Here is a 15496-nt window from a genome sequence, read left to right on the forward strand (position 1 = left end):
TCAGCGTTCCCGGAAAGCCTGCGCAAGCGACACATGGATCGGCTTCAGCAGATACTGAAGCAACGTCTTGTCGCCGGTGATGATATCGGCCTGCACCGTCATGCCGGGAAGAATCGGATTTTCGCCGGATTGGGAGCCCACATAGGGCTTTTCCAGCACGATCCATCCCTTGTAGTACGGAGAGGCATCCTTTTCGTCGATGTAAGTGGTCGCCGAAATCTGCTTCAGCAGACCCTTGACGGTTCCGTAACGGACAAAGTCATAGGTGGCGACCTTGAGAATGACCTGCTGGCCTTCTCGCAGATGGCCGACATCGCGGGTGCTGATCTTGGTTTCCACCTGCAATTCGCCGTCCACCGGCACGATCTCCATGACCATGCCGCCCGCCGGGATCACGGCGCCCACGGTCTTGGCCTTGAGATTCTGGACATAGCCCTTGACCGGGGCGGTGATTTCCAGCCGCTTGACCCGGTCCTCAAGGCGGAGGATGGCTTCCTCCACCTGCGACAGTTCGGCGGTGACGGTGCCTAGGTCGTTGAAGGCGTCCTGGCGCAGATTGGCGTCCAGGTCGATGGCCCGCTTTTCCAGCTCGTCCAGCGCCTTGCGGGCGGTCTGCTCCTGGCCCTGCATGCGCGACAGCTCGGATTCCATGGCGGCGCGCTGGCGCCGGGCGGCGAAGACGCTGATCTTGCTGGAGACGCCTTCCTTGAAGGCGTCCTCGCGGATCACCTCTTCCTCTCCCAGCAGCTTCAACTGCTCGCGCACCGCATGCTGCTGCTGGCGGACCGCCTTGATTTCCTCGCGCTTTTGCTGGATCTGCTCGTCGATGACGGCGTGCTGGGACATCCAGCGTTCAGTATTGGCGCGCAGGATGTCGCTCTGGTCCGAGGCCAGGCCCTGGAACTTGGTGGCGGTCTTGGTGAAATTGGCCTCGCGGCCCTCGGTGAAGGCGCGGATGCGCTCGGCCCGCACACTCAGCGCGGCGCGACGGCTGACCGCCTGCTCCAACTCGGCCTGGGCCTGGACCGGGTCGAGGCGCAGCAGCACCTGCCCCTGGCTGACCATGGCGCGGTCCTCCACCAGGATGTCGCGGACGATGCCGCCTTCCAGATGCTGCACCACCTGCACCGAGCGCGACGGCACCGCCGAGCCGAAGGTCACCGCCACTTCGTCGATCTTCAGGAAGCTGGCCCACAGGATGAACGCCAGCAGAACCAGCGAGACCAGTATCACCATGGCGCGCGAGACCGCGGAGGTCCCGCCCTCCTCGACGATGGCGTACTGGGCGAGGTGCCTGATCTGGCGCGATCCCCGCTCGGGTCTGGTGTTGTTCAGCAGCGCTTCTTGCGCCATGGTCTCTCTTCCTTGTCAGAAAAAACCTGGGTCCTAGAAAAGCCCTGGCGGCAGCCGTCCGGCGACCTGGGACGCAGGTCCGGCCATGCGGACCTGGCCCTGAATCAGCACGACGATCTTGTCGGCCAGCTTGAGATGACTGGGACGGTGGGTGACCAGCAGCACGGTGCTGTGGCCGCGCATGCGTTCCAGCGTCTTCATGAATTGGCGGTCGGAGACGAAGTCCAACGTCGCCGCCGGCTCGTCGAACAGGGTGATGGGGGCACGCTTCAGATAGGCCCGGGCCAGCGACAGGCGCTGGCGCAACGAGGTCGGCAGGCGGTCGGTACGGGCATCGCCCACCCTTGTGTTGAAACCGTCCGGCAGTTCCAGGATATCCTCGAGCACACCGGCCTCGTCGCAGGCCCAGCGGATTTCGTCGTCGCTGGCGGTGGGGCTGACCAGCCGCAGATTCTGGGTGATGGTGCCGAAGAACAGCTCGGCCCGCTGGGGCACATAAGCGACGATACGCCGCAGTTCCAGCGGGTCCAACTGGCGGATGTCGATGTCGTCGATCAGCACCGCACCGGTCTGGGGGCGGTACATGCCGAGAGCCAGCTTCAGCACCGAGGACTTGCCCGAACCATTGGGGCCGACCACCGCGACCACATCACCGGGATCGGCCTGGAACGAAACGCCTAGCAGGGCCGGATCGGCTTCGGGCGAATAGCGCAGCGAGACGTTATTGAAACTGAGCCGTCCCTTGAGTGCGGGCGGCGACTGGATGGAGGCGGCGGCGACCCGTTCGGGCCGCAACTGCATCAGTCGGTTGATCTGGGCGATGGAGGACTGCACCCGCTCGATCTGGGTGGCCAGCGAGAAACCGGTCTGCAAGGGGCGAAGGACCCACCACACCACCATCATGGAGGCCATCAACTGGCCAACGGTCATGGTGCCGCCCAGTACCCGCTCGACACCCCAGGCCAGGGTGGTGACGCCGGCGGCGGTCACCAGCCCCTGCGACACGGCCGCCACGGCGGCATTGGTCCGCGCCGAGGAATGGGCCTTCAGCACCGCGTCGGCCGACAGGTTGCGGTAGCGGTCGTACCACACGTCGGAGGCACCCGCCTCCTTGATGATGCGGGGATTGGACAGGGATTCCACCAGGAATTCCTGACGCTTGGACGAGGCGCGGGCCAGGGCGTTGGCGCGATCCACCACCAGAGGGCGGACCACCCAGGCCAGCAGGAGGAACAGCAACACGGCGCCGATGGGAACGAAAACCAGGGGCCCGCCCAGCACCGCCATCAATATGAGGAAGATGAACACGAAAGGCGCTTCCGCCAGCGAGGTGGCCAACGGACCGGTAAAAAACTCGCGGATCATCTCGAAATCGCGCATGCGCGCGATCTGGCTGTTGGAATTGGCCTGCTCGGTATAGGACGGCGCCAGCATCATCAGGCGGCGGAACACCGCGATGCCCAGCAGATGGTCCAGCCGTGCGCCCACATAGGCGATCATGCGCGAGCGCAGGCTGCGGATGGCATGGTCGCCCGCCAGCGCCAGGCCGACGCCCCCCAGCAACGCCACCAGCAGACCCCACGATCCCGATGGCAGATACTGGTCGTAGACCGACATGATGAAGATGGGGGTGGCCAGGATCAGTACGTTGGAGATCATGCTGGCGACCATCATGCGGCCGATCATGGGGAAGAAGCGCTTGGTGATGGTGCCCACATAGTCGCGGGGCGCCTCTTCCTGCTGCAGCCGCGTGGTCTCGTCCAGCGGCTTGAACAGCCAGACCGAGCCGGACTCTTGCGGGGTCATGACATTGACATAGGTGCGGGTAGCCGAATCAAAGGCCCGCACCACGCCGTCGCGGGCCGGCTCGACCAGCACCATGGCCATGCCGTCGCCATCGGGCACGAACAGGCAGGGCAGCAGCCGCAAATCCAGCTCGCACGGGCGGATGGTCAGCGAGCGGCTGGTAAAGCCCAGATTGGCCATGACGTTGAGCACGTCGGTCAGGTCGAGCTTCTCGGCGAAATGGGGCAGGGATTCGGCGATGTGCACCACATTGCCGGTCCAGTTCAGGGCGGTCAGCAGCGGCAGGATGCAGGCGGCAACATCGGTGACGGCATGGAACCCGCCCAGCCGCCCGCTGGCGGCCAACTCTTCGGTCAGCTCCACCTCCGAGACGTGCTGTCCCCAGGTGATCCGGCCGCCGGGCGGCGGGATCGAGGTGGTGGGGGCGGTCGCGGCGGCGACGGCGAGTTCGTGTTGCGGGTTCACGACGCGTGTCCGATCTTGGCGGCGGGAGACGCGATGGCCGCTCCGGTGTTGGGGACGGTGGTCAGGACCGGCGGCGGCTGGCTGGGCGGCTGCGGTGCGTCAAGGCGGAACCGCACCGGGTTGACGGCGGTGTCCTCGATCTTGAACAGGCGATCCGCCAGCTTTTGCAGCGACGGGCGCAACGTGACCATGATCAGGGTGGTGTCGCGGTCCAGGGCCTCGAAATACTGGCGCAGACGCTCATCGCCCTGGCTGTCCATGGCGGCGTTGGCCTCGTCGAACAGCAGGATGCGGGGCTGGCGGGTCAGGGCGCGCACCACGGCGATACGCTGGGTGACGCCGCGCGGCAGGGCCTCGGCCGAGCCTTCGCCCACCCTTGTGTTGTAGCCCTGGGGCAGGCGGTATACCACTTCGTCCAGGCCAAGGTCGCTGGCGATGCGAAGCGCCACCCGCCGAAGGCTCGGCTTGAACATGGTGAGGTTTTCCAGGATCGTGCCGCGGAACAGTTCGCCGCGTTGGGGCACGAAGGCGACGCCCCCCGATTCCTGGGCATTGCGATAGCAGTCGGCCACCGGCATGCCGTCGAGAAGGATTTCGCCCGAGCTGGCGATGGAGCTGCCATACATCAGGCGCAGCAGGGTCGATTTGCCGCTGCCGTTATCGCCTGAAATGGCGATGCGCTCGCCGTGCTCGATGCTCAGCGAGACATGCTCGAAGATGGGCGCGTGTTTACCATAGGCGAAGGTGACGTCGCGGAATTCCACCGAACCCCGGCTGATCTGGGCGGGCCTGGCCAGTTCGCTATGCTCGGAGGGCAGATCGAACAGCCCCTGGAACCGTTCGCGCATCATGTCGGCGGATTGGAAGCGGCCCCACATGGCCACCACCTTCTGCACCGGCTGCAATATGCGCCCCATCAGCAGGGTGCAGGCGGACAGACCGCCGACGGTCAGACTGTTATCCACCACCAGCATGGCGCCGATCACCACCACGACCAGGGTGGAAATCTGGGTGAAGGTGGCGCCGTTGGACAGCACCCCGGCATTGCTCAGCACCACCTTGTGCGACGCCTTGGCCACCGCGTCCTGCAGGCGGGCAAGGCGCTGGATCATCTGGGTCTCCATGGCCATGGACTTGATGGCGTGAATCCCCTGGATCGCCTCGATGGTGAAATTCTGGCGCCGGTCGCGGATGGTGTTGAAATCCTCCGTATTCTTCTCGGCCTTGGCCGAACCGCTCAGCGCCACCAGGACGATCAGCGCCACCATGGCCAGGGGGGCCAGCACCAGGGCACCCGCCAGATACCAGAAGGTCACCAGGAAGATCAGCACGAAAGGCAGGTCGCAGGCCACCAGGGTCCAGTGCTCGGTGAACACTTCGCGGACCATGGGCAGGCCGGAGAAGCGCTCGATCAGATCACCGGCGCCGGTCTGCTCCAACTGGTCGGCGGGCGCTCCCATCAGGCGCCCGAAGGCGCGGCATCCGGCATTGTGCTCGATCTGCGATCCCATCCAGCTGATGATATCGGCGCGGGCCACGCGGATCACCGCCTCCATGGCCACCACCAGGATGACGCCAGAGATCATCAGCATCAGGGTGCCGCCCGAGCTGTTGGGAATGATGCGGTCATAGACCTGCAACAGCGCCAGCGGTAGCGCCAGCGCCAGCAGATTAAGGGCGACCGATGCCGCGAGTACATAGACGGCATCCCGCCTGTTGGCCGTCGTGACCCACAGGTCGAGCCCAAAGCGTGCCTTAAGCTTCTCCAACACTCACGATCCTAGATGGCTTCCCTTATCCTCAGGTTAGTTGATCGGGCGGCAAGTAGTCAAATGTCAATGTGTAGTTCAAAGTGTAACGAAGATGCGAATGCATTAGTCCCACGACAGTCTGGTGGCTTTGGTGGGTCTGTCCGTGTCGGGATGTCACAACTTGTCACTATTTTGGATGTGGCGGAGCTGCAAGAACCGGCATTGGGCTGATTACTGCCCCTCCCAAAGGGTCTATGTCCTGTGTCAGGGGCGTGGAGGCGGCTCGCTCGCGGGCACACCCGGACTCCTGGTGCTTTGAGGGGATACTAGTATATCCTCTGACGATACTTTGACCGGAAAATGCGGTTTCTGGCCGGGGCACACATGGCCGGAGAGACGGCGAAGACCGTCGGTCAATCCTGGGAGGATGCAGTTCATGCCGCTTATCAACCACCCATTGTTGGGGCCGGGGCGCAATCAGGCACGCGGCAAGGTGGTCCCGGCCGAGGCCGCCGTGAGGCTGATCCGCGATGGCGATACCGTGGCCACTGGCGGTTTCGTCGGTATCGGTTTCGCCGAGGGCATCGCCACCGCGCTCGAGGAGCGGTTCCTGGAAAGCGGCGAACCGCGTGACCTGACCCTGGTCTATGCGGCGGGGCAGGGCGACGGCAAGGAGCGCGGGCTGAACCATCTGGGCCACGAAGGCCTGCTGCGGCGGGTGATCGGCGGCCATTGGGGACTGGTGCCCAAGGTTCAGAAACTGGCGGTGGACGGCAAGATCGACGCCTACAATCTGCCGCAAGGCGTGATCACCCATCTCTTCCGCGATATCGCCGCCCACAAGCCGGGCCATCTGTCGCGGGTGGGGCTGGGAACCTTCGTCGATCCGCGCTTCGGCGGCGGCAAGATCAACGACCGCACCACCGAGGATCTGGTGCGGGTGATGGAAATCGATGGCGAGGAGTATCTGTTCTACAAGACCTTTCCCATCAATGTGGCCATCGTGCGCGGCACCACCGCCGATCCCGACGGCAACATCACCATGGAGCGGGAGGCCCTGACCCTGGAGGCGCTGGCCATCGCCATGGCGGCGCGCAATTCCGGCGGGGTGGTCATCGTCCAGGTCGAACGTCTGGCCGAGCGCGGCAGCCTCAATCCGCGTCAGGTCAATATCCCCGGTATCCTGGTGGACTGCGTGGTGGTGGCCAGGCCCGAGCATCACTGGCAGACCTTCGCCGAGCCCTACAGCGCCGCCTTCAGTTCCGAATTGCGGGTGCCCATGACCTCGGTCCCGGCCATGGAGATGAGCGAGCGCAAGATCATCGCGCGCCGCGCCGCCATGGAGCTTGAGGTCAATGCCACCGTCAATCTGGGGATCGGCATGCCGGAAGGCGTGGCGGCTGTGGCGGCGGAGGAGAAGGTGATCGACCTGCTGACCCTGACCGCCGAACCCGGCGTGGTCGGCGGCATTCCGGCGGGCGGACTGAATTTCGGGGCGGCGGTCAACGCCCAGGCCATTATCGACCAGCCCTACCAGTTTGATTTCTATGATGGCGGTGGCCTCGACATCGCTTTTCTTGGCCTTGCCCAGGCGGATGCCGAAGGCAATCTGAATGTCAGCAAATTCGGTCCCCGGCTGGCGGGGGCGGGCGGTTTCATCAATATCAGCCAGAACGCCAAGAAGGTGGTGTTCGTGGGCACCTTCACGGCGGGTGACCTGCAGGTGGCGGTGGCCAATGGCAGGCTCGCCATCGTCGCCGAGGGCAGCGCCGTCAAATTCGTCGAGCAGGTGCAGCACCGGACCTTTTCCGGGCCACTGGCCGCCAAGGCCGGCCGGCCGGTGCTGTTCATCACCGAACGATGTGTTTTTCGCCTGACTGGGGGCGGGCTGGAACTGGTGGAAGTTGCGCCCGGCATCGAGCCGGAACGCGATATCTTCCCCCATATGGCGTTCCGTCCCGCCATCAGCCCCCAACTGGCCACCATGGACGAGCGCATCTTCCGTCCCGAGCCCATGGGGCTGCGGGACGACCTGCTCAGCGTGCCCATGGACAGCCGCTTCACCCTCGATCTGGAGCGCGGCATCTTCTTCATCAATTTCGAGCGCCTGACGGTGCGGACCTCGCGGGATGTGGAAGCCATCCGCCGCCAGGTGGAGGCCCGCCTGCGGCCGCTGGGCCACAAGGTCATGGCGGTGGTCAATTATGACGAATTCGTCCTGGCCCCCGAGGTGGAGGCCGAATACCTGGACATGGTCCGCGACGTGGTCGGGCGCTTCTACACCAGCGTCACCCGCTATACCACCAGCGCCTTCCTGCGCATGAAGCTGGGCGACGCCCTGGCCAGGCGCGGCCTGGCGCCGCATATTTTCGAGAACGCCGACCAGGCGGAACGGCATCTGGGTTAGGGTCTGTTTCCCCGCACCACCCGCACCGTCTCCAGGGTGGCGAGCCCGTCGCCGATCATGGCGCGCAGTGTCGGCAGGAACGCATCGATGGCCTCGGGGCTGTCGATGATCTCGACCACGATGGGCAGATCATGGGACAGATCCAGAATCTTGGCGGTGTGGACCCGGCCCGAGGCGCCGAATCCCATGGGGCCGCGCAGGACCGTGGCGCCCGCCAGCCCGGCCTCGCGAGCCTTCAACACCAGTGCCTCGTAAAGTGGCTGGTGGCCGTGGCGGGACTGCTCGCCGATGAAGATGCGCAGCAATGTGGCGTCGGACAGATCCTTCATGGTTTTCTCGCTAACGGTTGAGGGCGAGCCCACAGACATGGCCCAGCCAGACCCCCAGCAGGCACAGGACCACCGACAGCACGATATTGGCTCCGGCCTGGATCCACTCGCCGTCCTGGGCCAGGACCAGGGTCTGAAGACTGAACGAGGAAAAGGTGGTGTAGCCGCCGCAAAGACCGAGCATGACGAACTGGCGCGTCTCGGCGGAAACCAGCAGGCGGCCATCGGGGTCCGTCACCGTCCCGAACAGACCGATCACCAAGGATCCGCTGACATTGACCACCAGGGTTCCCCACGGAAATGTTTGACCGACCGATGCTGAAATGGCTTCCGACAGCCAGAAGCGCAGCGTTCCCCCGATGGCGCTTCCGATGGCGACGAGCAGATAGGCCATGCCGTTAGGTCTTCGATCCGATCACGGGCGGGAACCCAAGGCGGACGTCATGCGAGCCGCTCCTGGAAACCGGCTTCGGAGGCTATGCCCATCGCTGTTCCGGGTCAATGGGCGGGAGGAGAGGGGTGGGAGACGATGTGGGTCTTGACCTCGGCCCCTCCATCATGAACATGTATATTTACATTCTGTTTAATCGCGCCGGAATTGATATTTATACTTCTGAAGTAGTATATCCTAAGTCAAAAGGGGTAGTGGTGGAGACGCGTGGTTCTAGTCTGTGGGCGAGAGTCTGGGAAGACGCACACACTCACCGCGTCGGATTGGGGGAAGGTTCGGTTATGAATTCTTGTTTCCGGTTCGGGGGAACCTGGACGAATTTGGCCGCGGAAGCCGGGAATGGCTTCTAGGTCCTGTACCCATAAACGTCACGGATGCGGTGCCGCCCCGCAGGGGCAAACGACGCCCGCAGGGCGGCCCCGAGCAATGCGAGGGGCGGGCGAAGCCCGCAGTGCGAGGGATTTTGGTGGCCGGGCAGGCGCTTGGCGCGCCGTGGACCGGCCGTCCACAAGCGACGAGCAACGAACCCGGCCGCTAAAAGGCCCGCGTCCCTTCGGGCTGCGGAGAAAATGGCGGGCTGGTGCGTCGAAACGCTCGTCCATAGCCCCACTATGCCCATCGCGTTTCTCCTGCCATTCCGCCATTTTCTCCAGCAGCGCCTCTCGCGAGGTTTATGAGTACAGGACCTAGGGCCATGGGCATGTTTCATTGGCTGCGCCGGTTGATGCCACTTCCGATTGTCGCGAAGCGGAACAGTGATGACCGTCATCGCGGACTGTTCACCGGCTCCAAGGTCGCCATGCTGCTGATCGACCCGGAGGATGGCGTCATTGTCGACGCCAATCCGGCGGCGGCGGCTTTCTATGGCTGGAGCCTGGACCAACTGGTCGGCATGCGGATCACCGATATCAACACCGCCGACCCGGCAGAGGTGGCGGCCGAGATGGCGCGGGCCCGTTCCGAGAGCCGCAACCATTTCTTTTTCCACCATCGTCTGGCCAGTGGCGAAATCCGCGATGTCGAGGTGCATTCGGGTCCGGTGGTCCATGAGGGGCGGATGGTGTTGCTGTCCCTGGTCCACGATGTGACCGATCGCATCCGTCTGGAGCGCGAGCGCCAAAGGCTGGCCATGGCGGTGGAACAGAGCCCGGCCTCCATCGTCATTACCATGCCCGATGGCTCCATCGACTATGTGAACGAGGCTTTCAGCCGCGTCACCGGCTATTCCCGCGACGAGGTGATCGGCCAGAACCCCCGTATCCTGAAGTCGGGCGATACCACGGAAGAGGAATACAGGGCCATCTGGGCGGAATTGACCGCCGGGCGGCCATGGTCCGGCACGTTCCATAATCGGCGCAAGAACGGTGATCTGTACTGGGAACATGCCCGGATATTTCCGATCCTCGGGGCTGACGGCGTCATTTCCCATTATGTCGGCATCAAGGAGGACATCACCCAGCGCAAGCTGGACGAACAGATGATCCAGGGCTTGAATCTTCGATATCAAGGGGTGCTCTCGGCGGCGTCCGAAGTGGCGATCATCGCGACCGATTCCCGGGGCGTGATCACCGTGTTCAATCGTGGTGCCGAGAAGATGCTGGGCTACGCCGCCGAAGAGATGGTGGGCAGGCTCACTCCCGCCAGCTTCCACCTTGCCGAGGAAGTGAGCGAACGATCCGCCGAGCTCTCCCTGGAACTGAACCAGCCGGTGGAGGGCTTCCAGACCTTTGTCGCCATCGCCGAACGCTGCGGCAGCGAGAAGCGGGAATGGACCTATCGGCGCAAGGATGGCGAACTGATCATCGTGTCGCTGGTGGTGACGCCGGTGCGTTCGGCCGCCAACGAGATCACCGGCTATCTCGGCGTGGCGGTGGATGTCACGGAGCGCCGCGCCGCCGAACGCCGTTTGCGCGAGAGCGAGGAGCGGTTCCGCACCCTGGTGGAGGGGACCACCGACTGGGTGTGGGAAACCGACGACCAGCATCGCTTCAACTGGTTCTCGCCGTCCTTCAGGACCATCCTGTGCTCCGGCTACGACCATCTGCTGGGGCGGCGGCGCTGGGACGTGGCCTCCGAGCGCTACGAAATCGATCCCCGGGTCTGGCAGGCCCATATCGAGGATCTGTCCGCCCATCGCAGCTTCCGCGATTTCCGCTATTGGCTCCGTCTCGACAATGGCGAGGCCAAATGGGTCAGCGTCAGTGGTTCTCCGCGTTTCGGCGATGACGGGGGTTTCCTCGGCTATCGCGGCAGCGGCACCGATATCACCTTCGAGGCGGCGGCGACCTTGCGTCTCAAGATGCTGTCCACGGTGGTGGAGCAATCGCCAGTCTCGGTGGTGATCACCGATCCCGATGGCTTGATGGAGTATGTGAACGCCCATTTCACCGCGGTCACCGGCTATGGCTCCACCGAAGTCATCGGCCGATATGCGTCCCTGGTCGCTTCCGGCGAGACGTCGCCGGAAGTCTATGAAGACATGTGGAAGACCATATCCGATGGCCGGCAATGGCGTGGCGAGGTCAAGAACCGCAAGAAGAACGGCGAGACCCATTGGGAAGTGCTGGCCATTTCCCCCATTTTCAATGATGAGCACCAGTTGGTGCATTACGTCGGAATCAAGGAAGACATCACCTATCGCAAGGAAGCCGAAAGCCGCATTTCCGAGGCCAACCGCGAACTGAGCCAGCAGGCCGCGCGCTTGCAGGCGGTCAATGCCGAGCTGGAGCAGTTCGCCTATGTGGCGTCCCACGATCTGCGCCAGCCCTTGCGCATGGTCAGCAGCTACCTCACCCTGATCGAGCGGCGGCTGGGTAACGCCATGACCGAGGAACTGAAATCGTTCTTCGATTTCGCCGTTGGCGGGGCGCGCCGCATGGACCGCCTGATCCTGGATCTGCTGGACTATTCCCGCACCGGGCGACGCGCCAATCCCATGGAGCCCGTGGACCTGGCGGCGGCGGCGGACGAGGCGCTGGGCAATCTCAAGGTCGCCGTGGCCGAGACGGAGGCCACCATTGAGCTGGTTGATCCCTTGCCGTCGGTGACAGGGGACGGCATGGAACTGACGCGCCTGTTCCAGAACTTGATCGGCAATGCCATCAAGTACCGTTCACCCGACCGTCGGCCGGTGGTGCGGATCGGCTGCCGGGGCGACCAGCAGGAATGGACCATTTCCGTGACCGACAACGGCATCGGCATCCGGCCGCAGGACCATGACCGGGCCTTCATGATCTTCCAGCGCCTGGTTGCCCAGGATGCCTATGAAGGGACCGGAATCGGCCTTGCCGTTTGCCGCAAGATCGTTGAGAACCACGGCGGCCGCATCTGGATCGAGGATGTCCCGGACGGCGGCAGCCGCTTCTGCTTTACCTTGCCCCGCGCCAAGGCTTGATCTCGTCCCTGTCACTGCCAACATAGCGGTGACAGGAGGGCGTCATGCATCGAATCATGTCCCATAATCCCGTGGCATCGCTGATCGCCTCGGTTCTGGCGGTGATCGGGCTTTCCACCAGTGCCCAGGCGGGCAAGGCCGGACGGCTGGACTGGTCGTCGGTGCCGCTGCCGGCCATCGGCGGCGGCAGTCACGATCCGGCTCAGTTCAAGGGGCAGGTGGTGCTGGTGGTGAACACCGCCTCGCAATGCGGTTTCACCCCCCAGTACGAAGGGCTGGAGTCCCTGTGGCGCGACTATCGCGGCCGGGGGCTGGTGGTCTTGGGGGTGCCGTCCAACGACTTCGGTGCCCAGGAACCAGGAGCCAATGCAGAGGTCGAATCCTTCTGCCGGATCAATTACGGCGTCGATTTTCCGCTGCTGGAAAAGCAGGTCGTCACCGGATCGGCGGCCCATCCGCTGTATCGCTGGGCCGCCGACCAGACCGGCCCGCTGGGGCTGCCGCGCTGGAATTTCCACAAACTGCTGGTGGGGCGTGATGGCCGCCTGGTGGACTGGTTCGCCAGTACCACCGCTCCCGATGCCGCCCGTCTGCGGGCCGCCCTCGACAAGGCTCTGGCCGAGCCCGCCCCAGGCGGGTCCTGACCCTATTGCGCGGCGACGTGGCTGGCGGCGTAGTGGCCGACCATGCGCAACAGATCGTCTCGATCACAGGGTTTGGTCAGATAGGCGTCGGCACCGATCTCATAGGCCATGGCCCGATCGGACTCGTCGCTGCTGCCGGTCAGCATGATGATGGACACGGAAAAGCCGAAGCGTCCGCGCACATCCTCGGCAAGGCACAGCCCATCCTCGCCCGGCATGTTGATATCCAGCAGCACCACATGGGGCGAGACCCGCGCCATGGCCGCGCGCATCTCGGCCCCCCCGCAGCAGGCGATCACGTTATAGCCGTGCCGCTGCAGGATGCTTGCGATGATGGTGCGGGTGGTGGCGTCGTCATCGACGGCAATGATCCAGGGCGCGGTGGGATCGGGAGAGGCTGGCATCATGGTGCATCGGGTCCGGCGGACGATTAAGGCCTTGGGCTTAGGCGGATCGGATAGTATCAAGAAGGGGAGTGAGGTTGGTAGCGGTTTCGGGCATGGCTGCCCCGCCCCGATGCGGACAAAGCTTCATTACCAAAGATTAATCGCCGCGAAATGCTGCCGTAACCTCGTTTCGGGCATTGTCTGGTCATAGGGTTGGAGACGGCACATCGGCAGCAAGGTTGCGCTCCCTGTCGAAGTCTCTCCGGTCCAGGCGGATTTGAACTCCCCGCCGCACGGTAGCCTGTCCGCTCCCCCCTCGGGCAGGAATGACCCCCACGACGGACGCGATCCCCCTCGCGGACGAACACCGGAAAAAAGGCCCCCGCGTCTCCCCCCCCTGGCGCGGGGGCTTTTCCGTTGATATGGTCCGGGACATCAAGAGACAAGGTTTCTATGCGCATCCTGCTGATTGAAGACGATAGCGAAGCCGCCGCCTACATGGTCAAGGGCCTGCGCGAGGCAGGCCATGTGATCGACCATGCCGCCACCGGCACCGATGGGCTGTTCCTCGCCACCTCGGAACGCTGGGACGCCATGATCATCGACCGCATGCTGCCGGGGCTGGACGGGCTGGCCATCATCCAGGCCATCCGCGCCGCAGGGAATACCACGCCGGTGCTGGTGCTCTCGGCCCTGGGCAAGGTGGACGACCGGGTTCGCGGGCTGAAGGCGGGGGGCGACGACTATCTGGTGAAGCCCTATGCCTTCGCCGAGTTGCTGGCCCGGATCGAGGCTCTTTCGCGCCGGGTTTCGGCGGTTCAGCCGGAAACCCGGCTCAAGGTCGAGGATCTGGAAATGGATCTGCTGGCCCGGTCGGTGACCCGCGGCGGTCATGTCGTGGACCTGCAGCCCCGTGAATTCCGCCTTCTGGAATACCTGATGCGCCATGCCGGTCAGGTGGTGACCCGGACCATGCTGTTGGAAAATGTCTGGGAGTATCATTTCGATCCCCAGACCAACCTGATCGACGTTCATATCTCGCGCCTGCGCCAGAAGGTGGACAAGGACTTCGACCCGCCGCTGATCCAGACGGTGCGCGGCGCGGGATATACCCTTCGTGCGGCCCGCTAACGCCAGCCTGCTCGGCACCACCACCTTCCGGCTGGCGCTCAGCTATCTGGGCATCTTCACGGTTTCGGCGGTGGCGCTGCTGGTGCTGGTGTCGTGGAGCACCACCATGTTCATCGAGTGGCAGGTGCAGGAAACGGTGGAGGCCGAGGCCACCGGCCTGTCCGAGGTCTATCGCGACCGCGACCTGGTCGGGCTGTCGGAAATCATCGGCCATCGGGTGCGTCAGGATCTGGACGCCCGCGCCACCTATCTCCTGATGGGCCTCGACGGCCATGTCCTGGCGGGCAATCTGCGGGCCTGGCCGCCCGAAGTGGGAAGCCAAGTGGGCTGGGCCCGTTTCCACATCATGCCCACCGGCGGGCTGGGACCGGGGGCCGAGGTGATGGCCCAGGTCTACGAACTGGCCGACGGCTATCGTTTGCTGGTGGGGCGGTCCCTGGCCGATGCCCGCAGGGTCAAGTCGGCCATCAACCGCGCGTTGGGTTGGGGCCTGGCCCTGACCATCCTGCTAGGCGTGGTCGGCGGCTATTTCACCAGCCGTCACATGCTGCAGCGGGTCGATCAGATGAGCCGTACCGCCAAGAGCATCTTCGGTGGCGATATGAGCCAGCGCATGGTGCTGTCGGGAACCGACGACGAGTTCGACTCCCTGGCCGAAAGCTTCAACGAGATGATGGACGAGTTGGAACGGCTGCTGGAAGGCATTCGCACCGTTTCGGACAATATCGCCCATGACCTGCGCACGCCGCTCAACCGCCTGCGCTCACGCATCGATCTGGTGCTGCTGGGACCGCCCGACTGCGAGAAATATCATCGGACCCTGGAGGAAACCCTGGCCGAGGCCGACAATCTGCTGGCCACTTTCAGCGCCATCCTGACCATCTCCCATGCCGAATCCTCGGCGCGGCTGGAAAGCTTTCAGCCGGTGGACCTGTCGCAACTGGCGTCGGACGCGGCGGAACTCTACGAGCCCCTGGCCGAGGAAAAGGAGGTCACCCTGACTTGCGGCGTCGAGCCCGGGCTGACGGTGAAGGGCGACCGCCACCTGCTGTTCCAGGCCATCGCCAATCTGGTGGACAATGCCGTCAAGTATACCCCGGCCCATGGCAGCGTCACCCTGGCGGTGTCGTCACTGTTGGAACCCGGCATGGTGGATCTGGTGGTGACGGATTCCGGCCCCGGCATTCCCGAGGAGTCACGTGACAGGGTGCTGGACCGCTTCGTTCGCCTGGATGCCACCCGCACCACCCCGGGCAATGGTCTGGGCCTGTCGCTGGTCAAGGCGGTGGCCCGGCTGCACGGCGCCCGCCTGATGCTGGGCGACGCCCATCCGGGCCTCGAGGTCCGCCTGCGCTTCGTTCACGCCAAGGACTGATCAT

General features: G+C 64.3%; 11 protein-coding genes. 5 read left to right on the forward strand and 6 right to left on the reverse strand.

Annotated features, from left to right (window positions below; translation table 11 throughout):
• From A6A04_RS03850 to A6A04_RS03860, 3 genes are read right to left on the reverse strand one after another with little or no spacing between them, the layout of a single operon-like run.
• Window positions 1–1353, reverse strand: coding sequence for an HlyD family type I secretion periplasmic adaptor subunit (locus A6A04_RS03850; RefSeq protein ID WP_068490105.1), 1353 nt, complete (start codon window positions 1351–1353; stop codon window positions 1–3).
• A 33-nt stretch (window positions 1354–1386) separates the two neighbouring features.
• On the reverse strand, window positions 1387–3624 hold the full coding sequence (locus A6A04_RS03855) for a peptidase domain-containing ABC transporter (RefSeq protein WP_082914669.1): 2238 nt from the start codon (window positions 3622–3624) through the stop codon (window positions 1387–1389).
• Window positions 3621–5396 carry a peptidase domain-containing ABC transporter gene (locus A6A04_RS03860; RefSeq protein WP_082914670.1) on the reverse strand — a complete coding sequence of 592 codons (1776 nt, stop codon included), beginning with the start codon at window positions 5394–5396 and terminating at the stop codon, window positions 3621–3623. The genes A6A04_RS03855 and A6A04_RS03860 overlap by 4 nt, the downstream gene beginning before the upstream one ends.
• A 415-nt stretch (window positions 5397–5811) precedes the next feature.
• On the opposite strand from A6A04_RS03860, the gene A6A04_RS03865 reads away from it, so the two are divergent.
• Window positions 5812–7782: an acyl CoA:acetate/3-ketoacid CoA transferase gene (locus A6A04_RS03865; RefSeq protein ID WP_068490216.1), complete on the forward strand. Its 1971-nt coding sequence runs from the start codon at window positions 5812–5814 to the stop codon at window positions 7780–7782.
• On the opposite strand, the gene A6A04_RS03870 is transcribed toward A6A04_RS03865, so the two are convergent.
• Both A6A04_RS03870 and crcB read right to left on the reverse strand, forming a co-directional pair.
• On the reverse strand, window positions 7779–8111 hold the full coding sequence (locus A6A04_RS03870; protein ID WP_068490108.1) for a DUF190 domain-containing protein: 333 nt from the start codon (window positions 8109–8111) through the stop codon (window positions 7779–7781). The genes A6A04_RS03865 and A6A04_RS03870 overlap by 4 nt on opposite strands.
• Before the next feature lie 10 nt (window positions 8112–8121).
• Window positions 8122–8505 (reverse strand): fluoride efflux transporter CrcB, encoded by a 384-nt coding sequence (crcB, locus tag A6A04_RS03875; RefSeq protein WP_068490110.1) that lies wholly within the window; start codon window positions 8503–8505, stop codon window positions 8122–8124.
• A gap of 751 nt (window positions 8506–9256) precedes the next feature.
• On the opposite strand from crcB, the gene A6A04_RS03880 reads away from it, so the two are divergent.
• Both A6A04_RS03880 and A6A04_RS03885 read left to right on the forward strand, forming a co-directional pair.
• Window positions 9257–11956: a PAS domain S-box protein gene (locus A6A04_RS03880; RefSeq protein ID WP_068490112.1), complete on the forward strand. Its 2700-nt coding sequence runs from the start codon at window positions 9257–9259 to the stop codon at window positions 11954–11956.
• A 44-nt stretch (window positions 11957–12000) separates the two neighbouring features.
• Window positions 12001–12600 carry a glutathione peroxidase gene (locus A6A04_RS03885; protein WP_068490113.1) on the forward strand — a complete coding sequence of 200 codons (600 nt, stop codon included), beginning with the start codon at window positions 12001–12003 and terminating at the stop codon, window positions 12598–12600.
• A gap of 2 nt (window positions 12601–12602) precedes the next feature.
• Here A6A04_RS03885 and A6A04_RS03890 read toward each other — a convergent pair whose 3' ends face one another.
• Window positions 12603–13007, reverse strand: coding sequence for a response regulator transcription factor (locus A6A04_RS03890; protein WP_068490115.1), 405 nt, complete (start codon window positions 13005–13007; stop codon window positions 12603–12605).
• Window positions 13008–13439: 432 nt separating this feature from the next.
• Between A6A04_RS03890 and A6A04_RS03895 the strand changes: the two genes are divergently transcribed.
• The gene (locus tag A6A04_RS03895) at window positions 13440–14117 is read left to right on the forward strand and encodes a response regulator transcription factor (RefSeq protein ID WP_068490117.1); all 678 of its coding nucleotides are present in this window, start codon (window positions 13440–13442) and stop codon (window positions 14115–14117) included.
• Complete coding sequence (locus A6A04_RS03900; protein ID WP_068490120.1) at window positions 14104–15492, forward strand: sensor histidine kinase; 1389 nt, start codon at window positions 14104–14106, stop codon at window positions 15490–15492. Before A6A04_RS03895 ends, A6A04_RS03900 begins: the two co-directional genes overlap by 14 nt.
• Window positions 15493–15496: the final 4 nt, after the last annotated feature.

This window comes from Paramagnetospirillum marisnigri (assembly GCF_001650715.1).
GTDB classification, from domain to species: domain Bacteria; phylum Pseudomonadota; class Alphaproteobacteria; order Rhodospirillales; family Magnetospirillaceae; genus Phaeospirillum; species Phaeospirillum marisnigri.

Coding starts and splice junctions, on each gene's coding strand:
- A6A04_RS03850 (WP_068490105.1), bottom strand. CDS start 1,353: ATGGCGCAAGAAGCGCTGCTGAACAACACCAGACCCGAGCGGGGATCG.
- A6A04_RS03865 (WP_068490216.1), top strand. CDS start 5,812: ATGCCGCTTATCAACCACCCATTGTTGGGGCCGGGGCGCAATCAGGCA.
- A6A04_RS03870 (WP_068490108.1), bottom strand. CDS start 8,111: ATGAAGGATCTGTCCGACGCCACATTGCTGCGCATCTTCATCGGCGAG.
- crcB (WP_068490110.1), bottom strand. CDS start 8,505: ATGGCCTATCTGCTCGTCGCCATCGGAAGCGCCATCGGGGGAACGCTG.
- A6A04_RS03880 (WP_068490112.1), top strand. CDS start 9,257: ATGGGCATGTTTCATTGGCTGCGCCGGTTGATGCCACTTCCGATTGTC.
- A6A04_RS03885 (WP_068490113.1), top strand. CDS start 12,001: ATGCATCGAATCATGTCCCATAATCCCGTGGCATCGCTGATCGCCTCG.
- A6A04_RS03890 (WP_068490115.1), bottom strand. CDS start 13,007: ATGATGCCAGCCTCTCCCGATCCCACCGCGCCCTGGATCATTGCCGTC.
- A6A04_RS03895 (WP_068490117.1), top strand. CDS start 13,440: ATGCGCATCCTGCTGATTGAAGACGATAGCGAAGCCGCCGCCTACATG.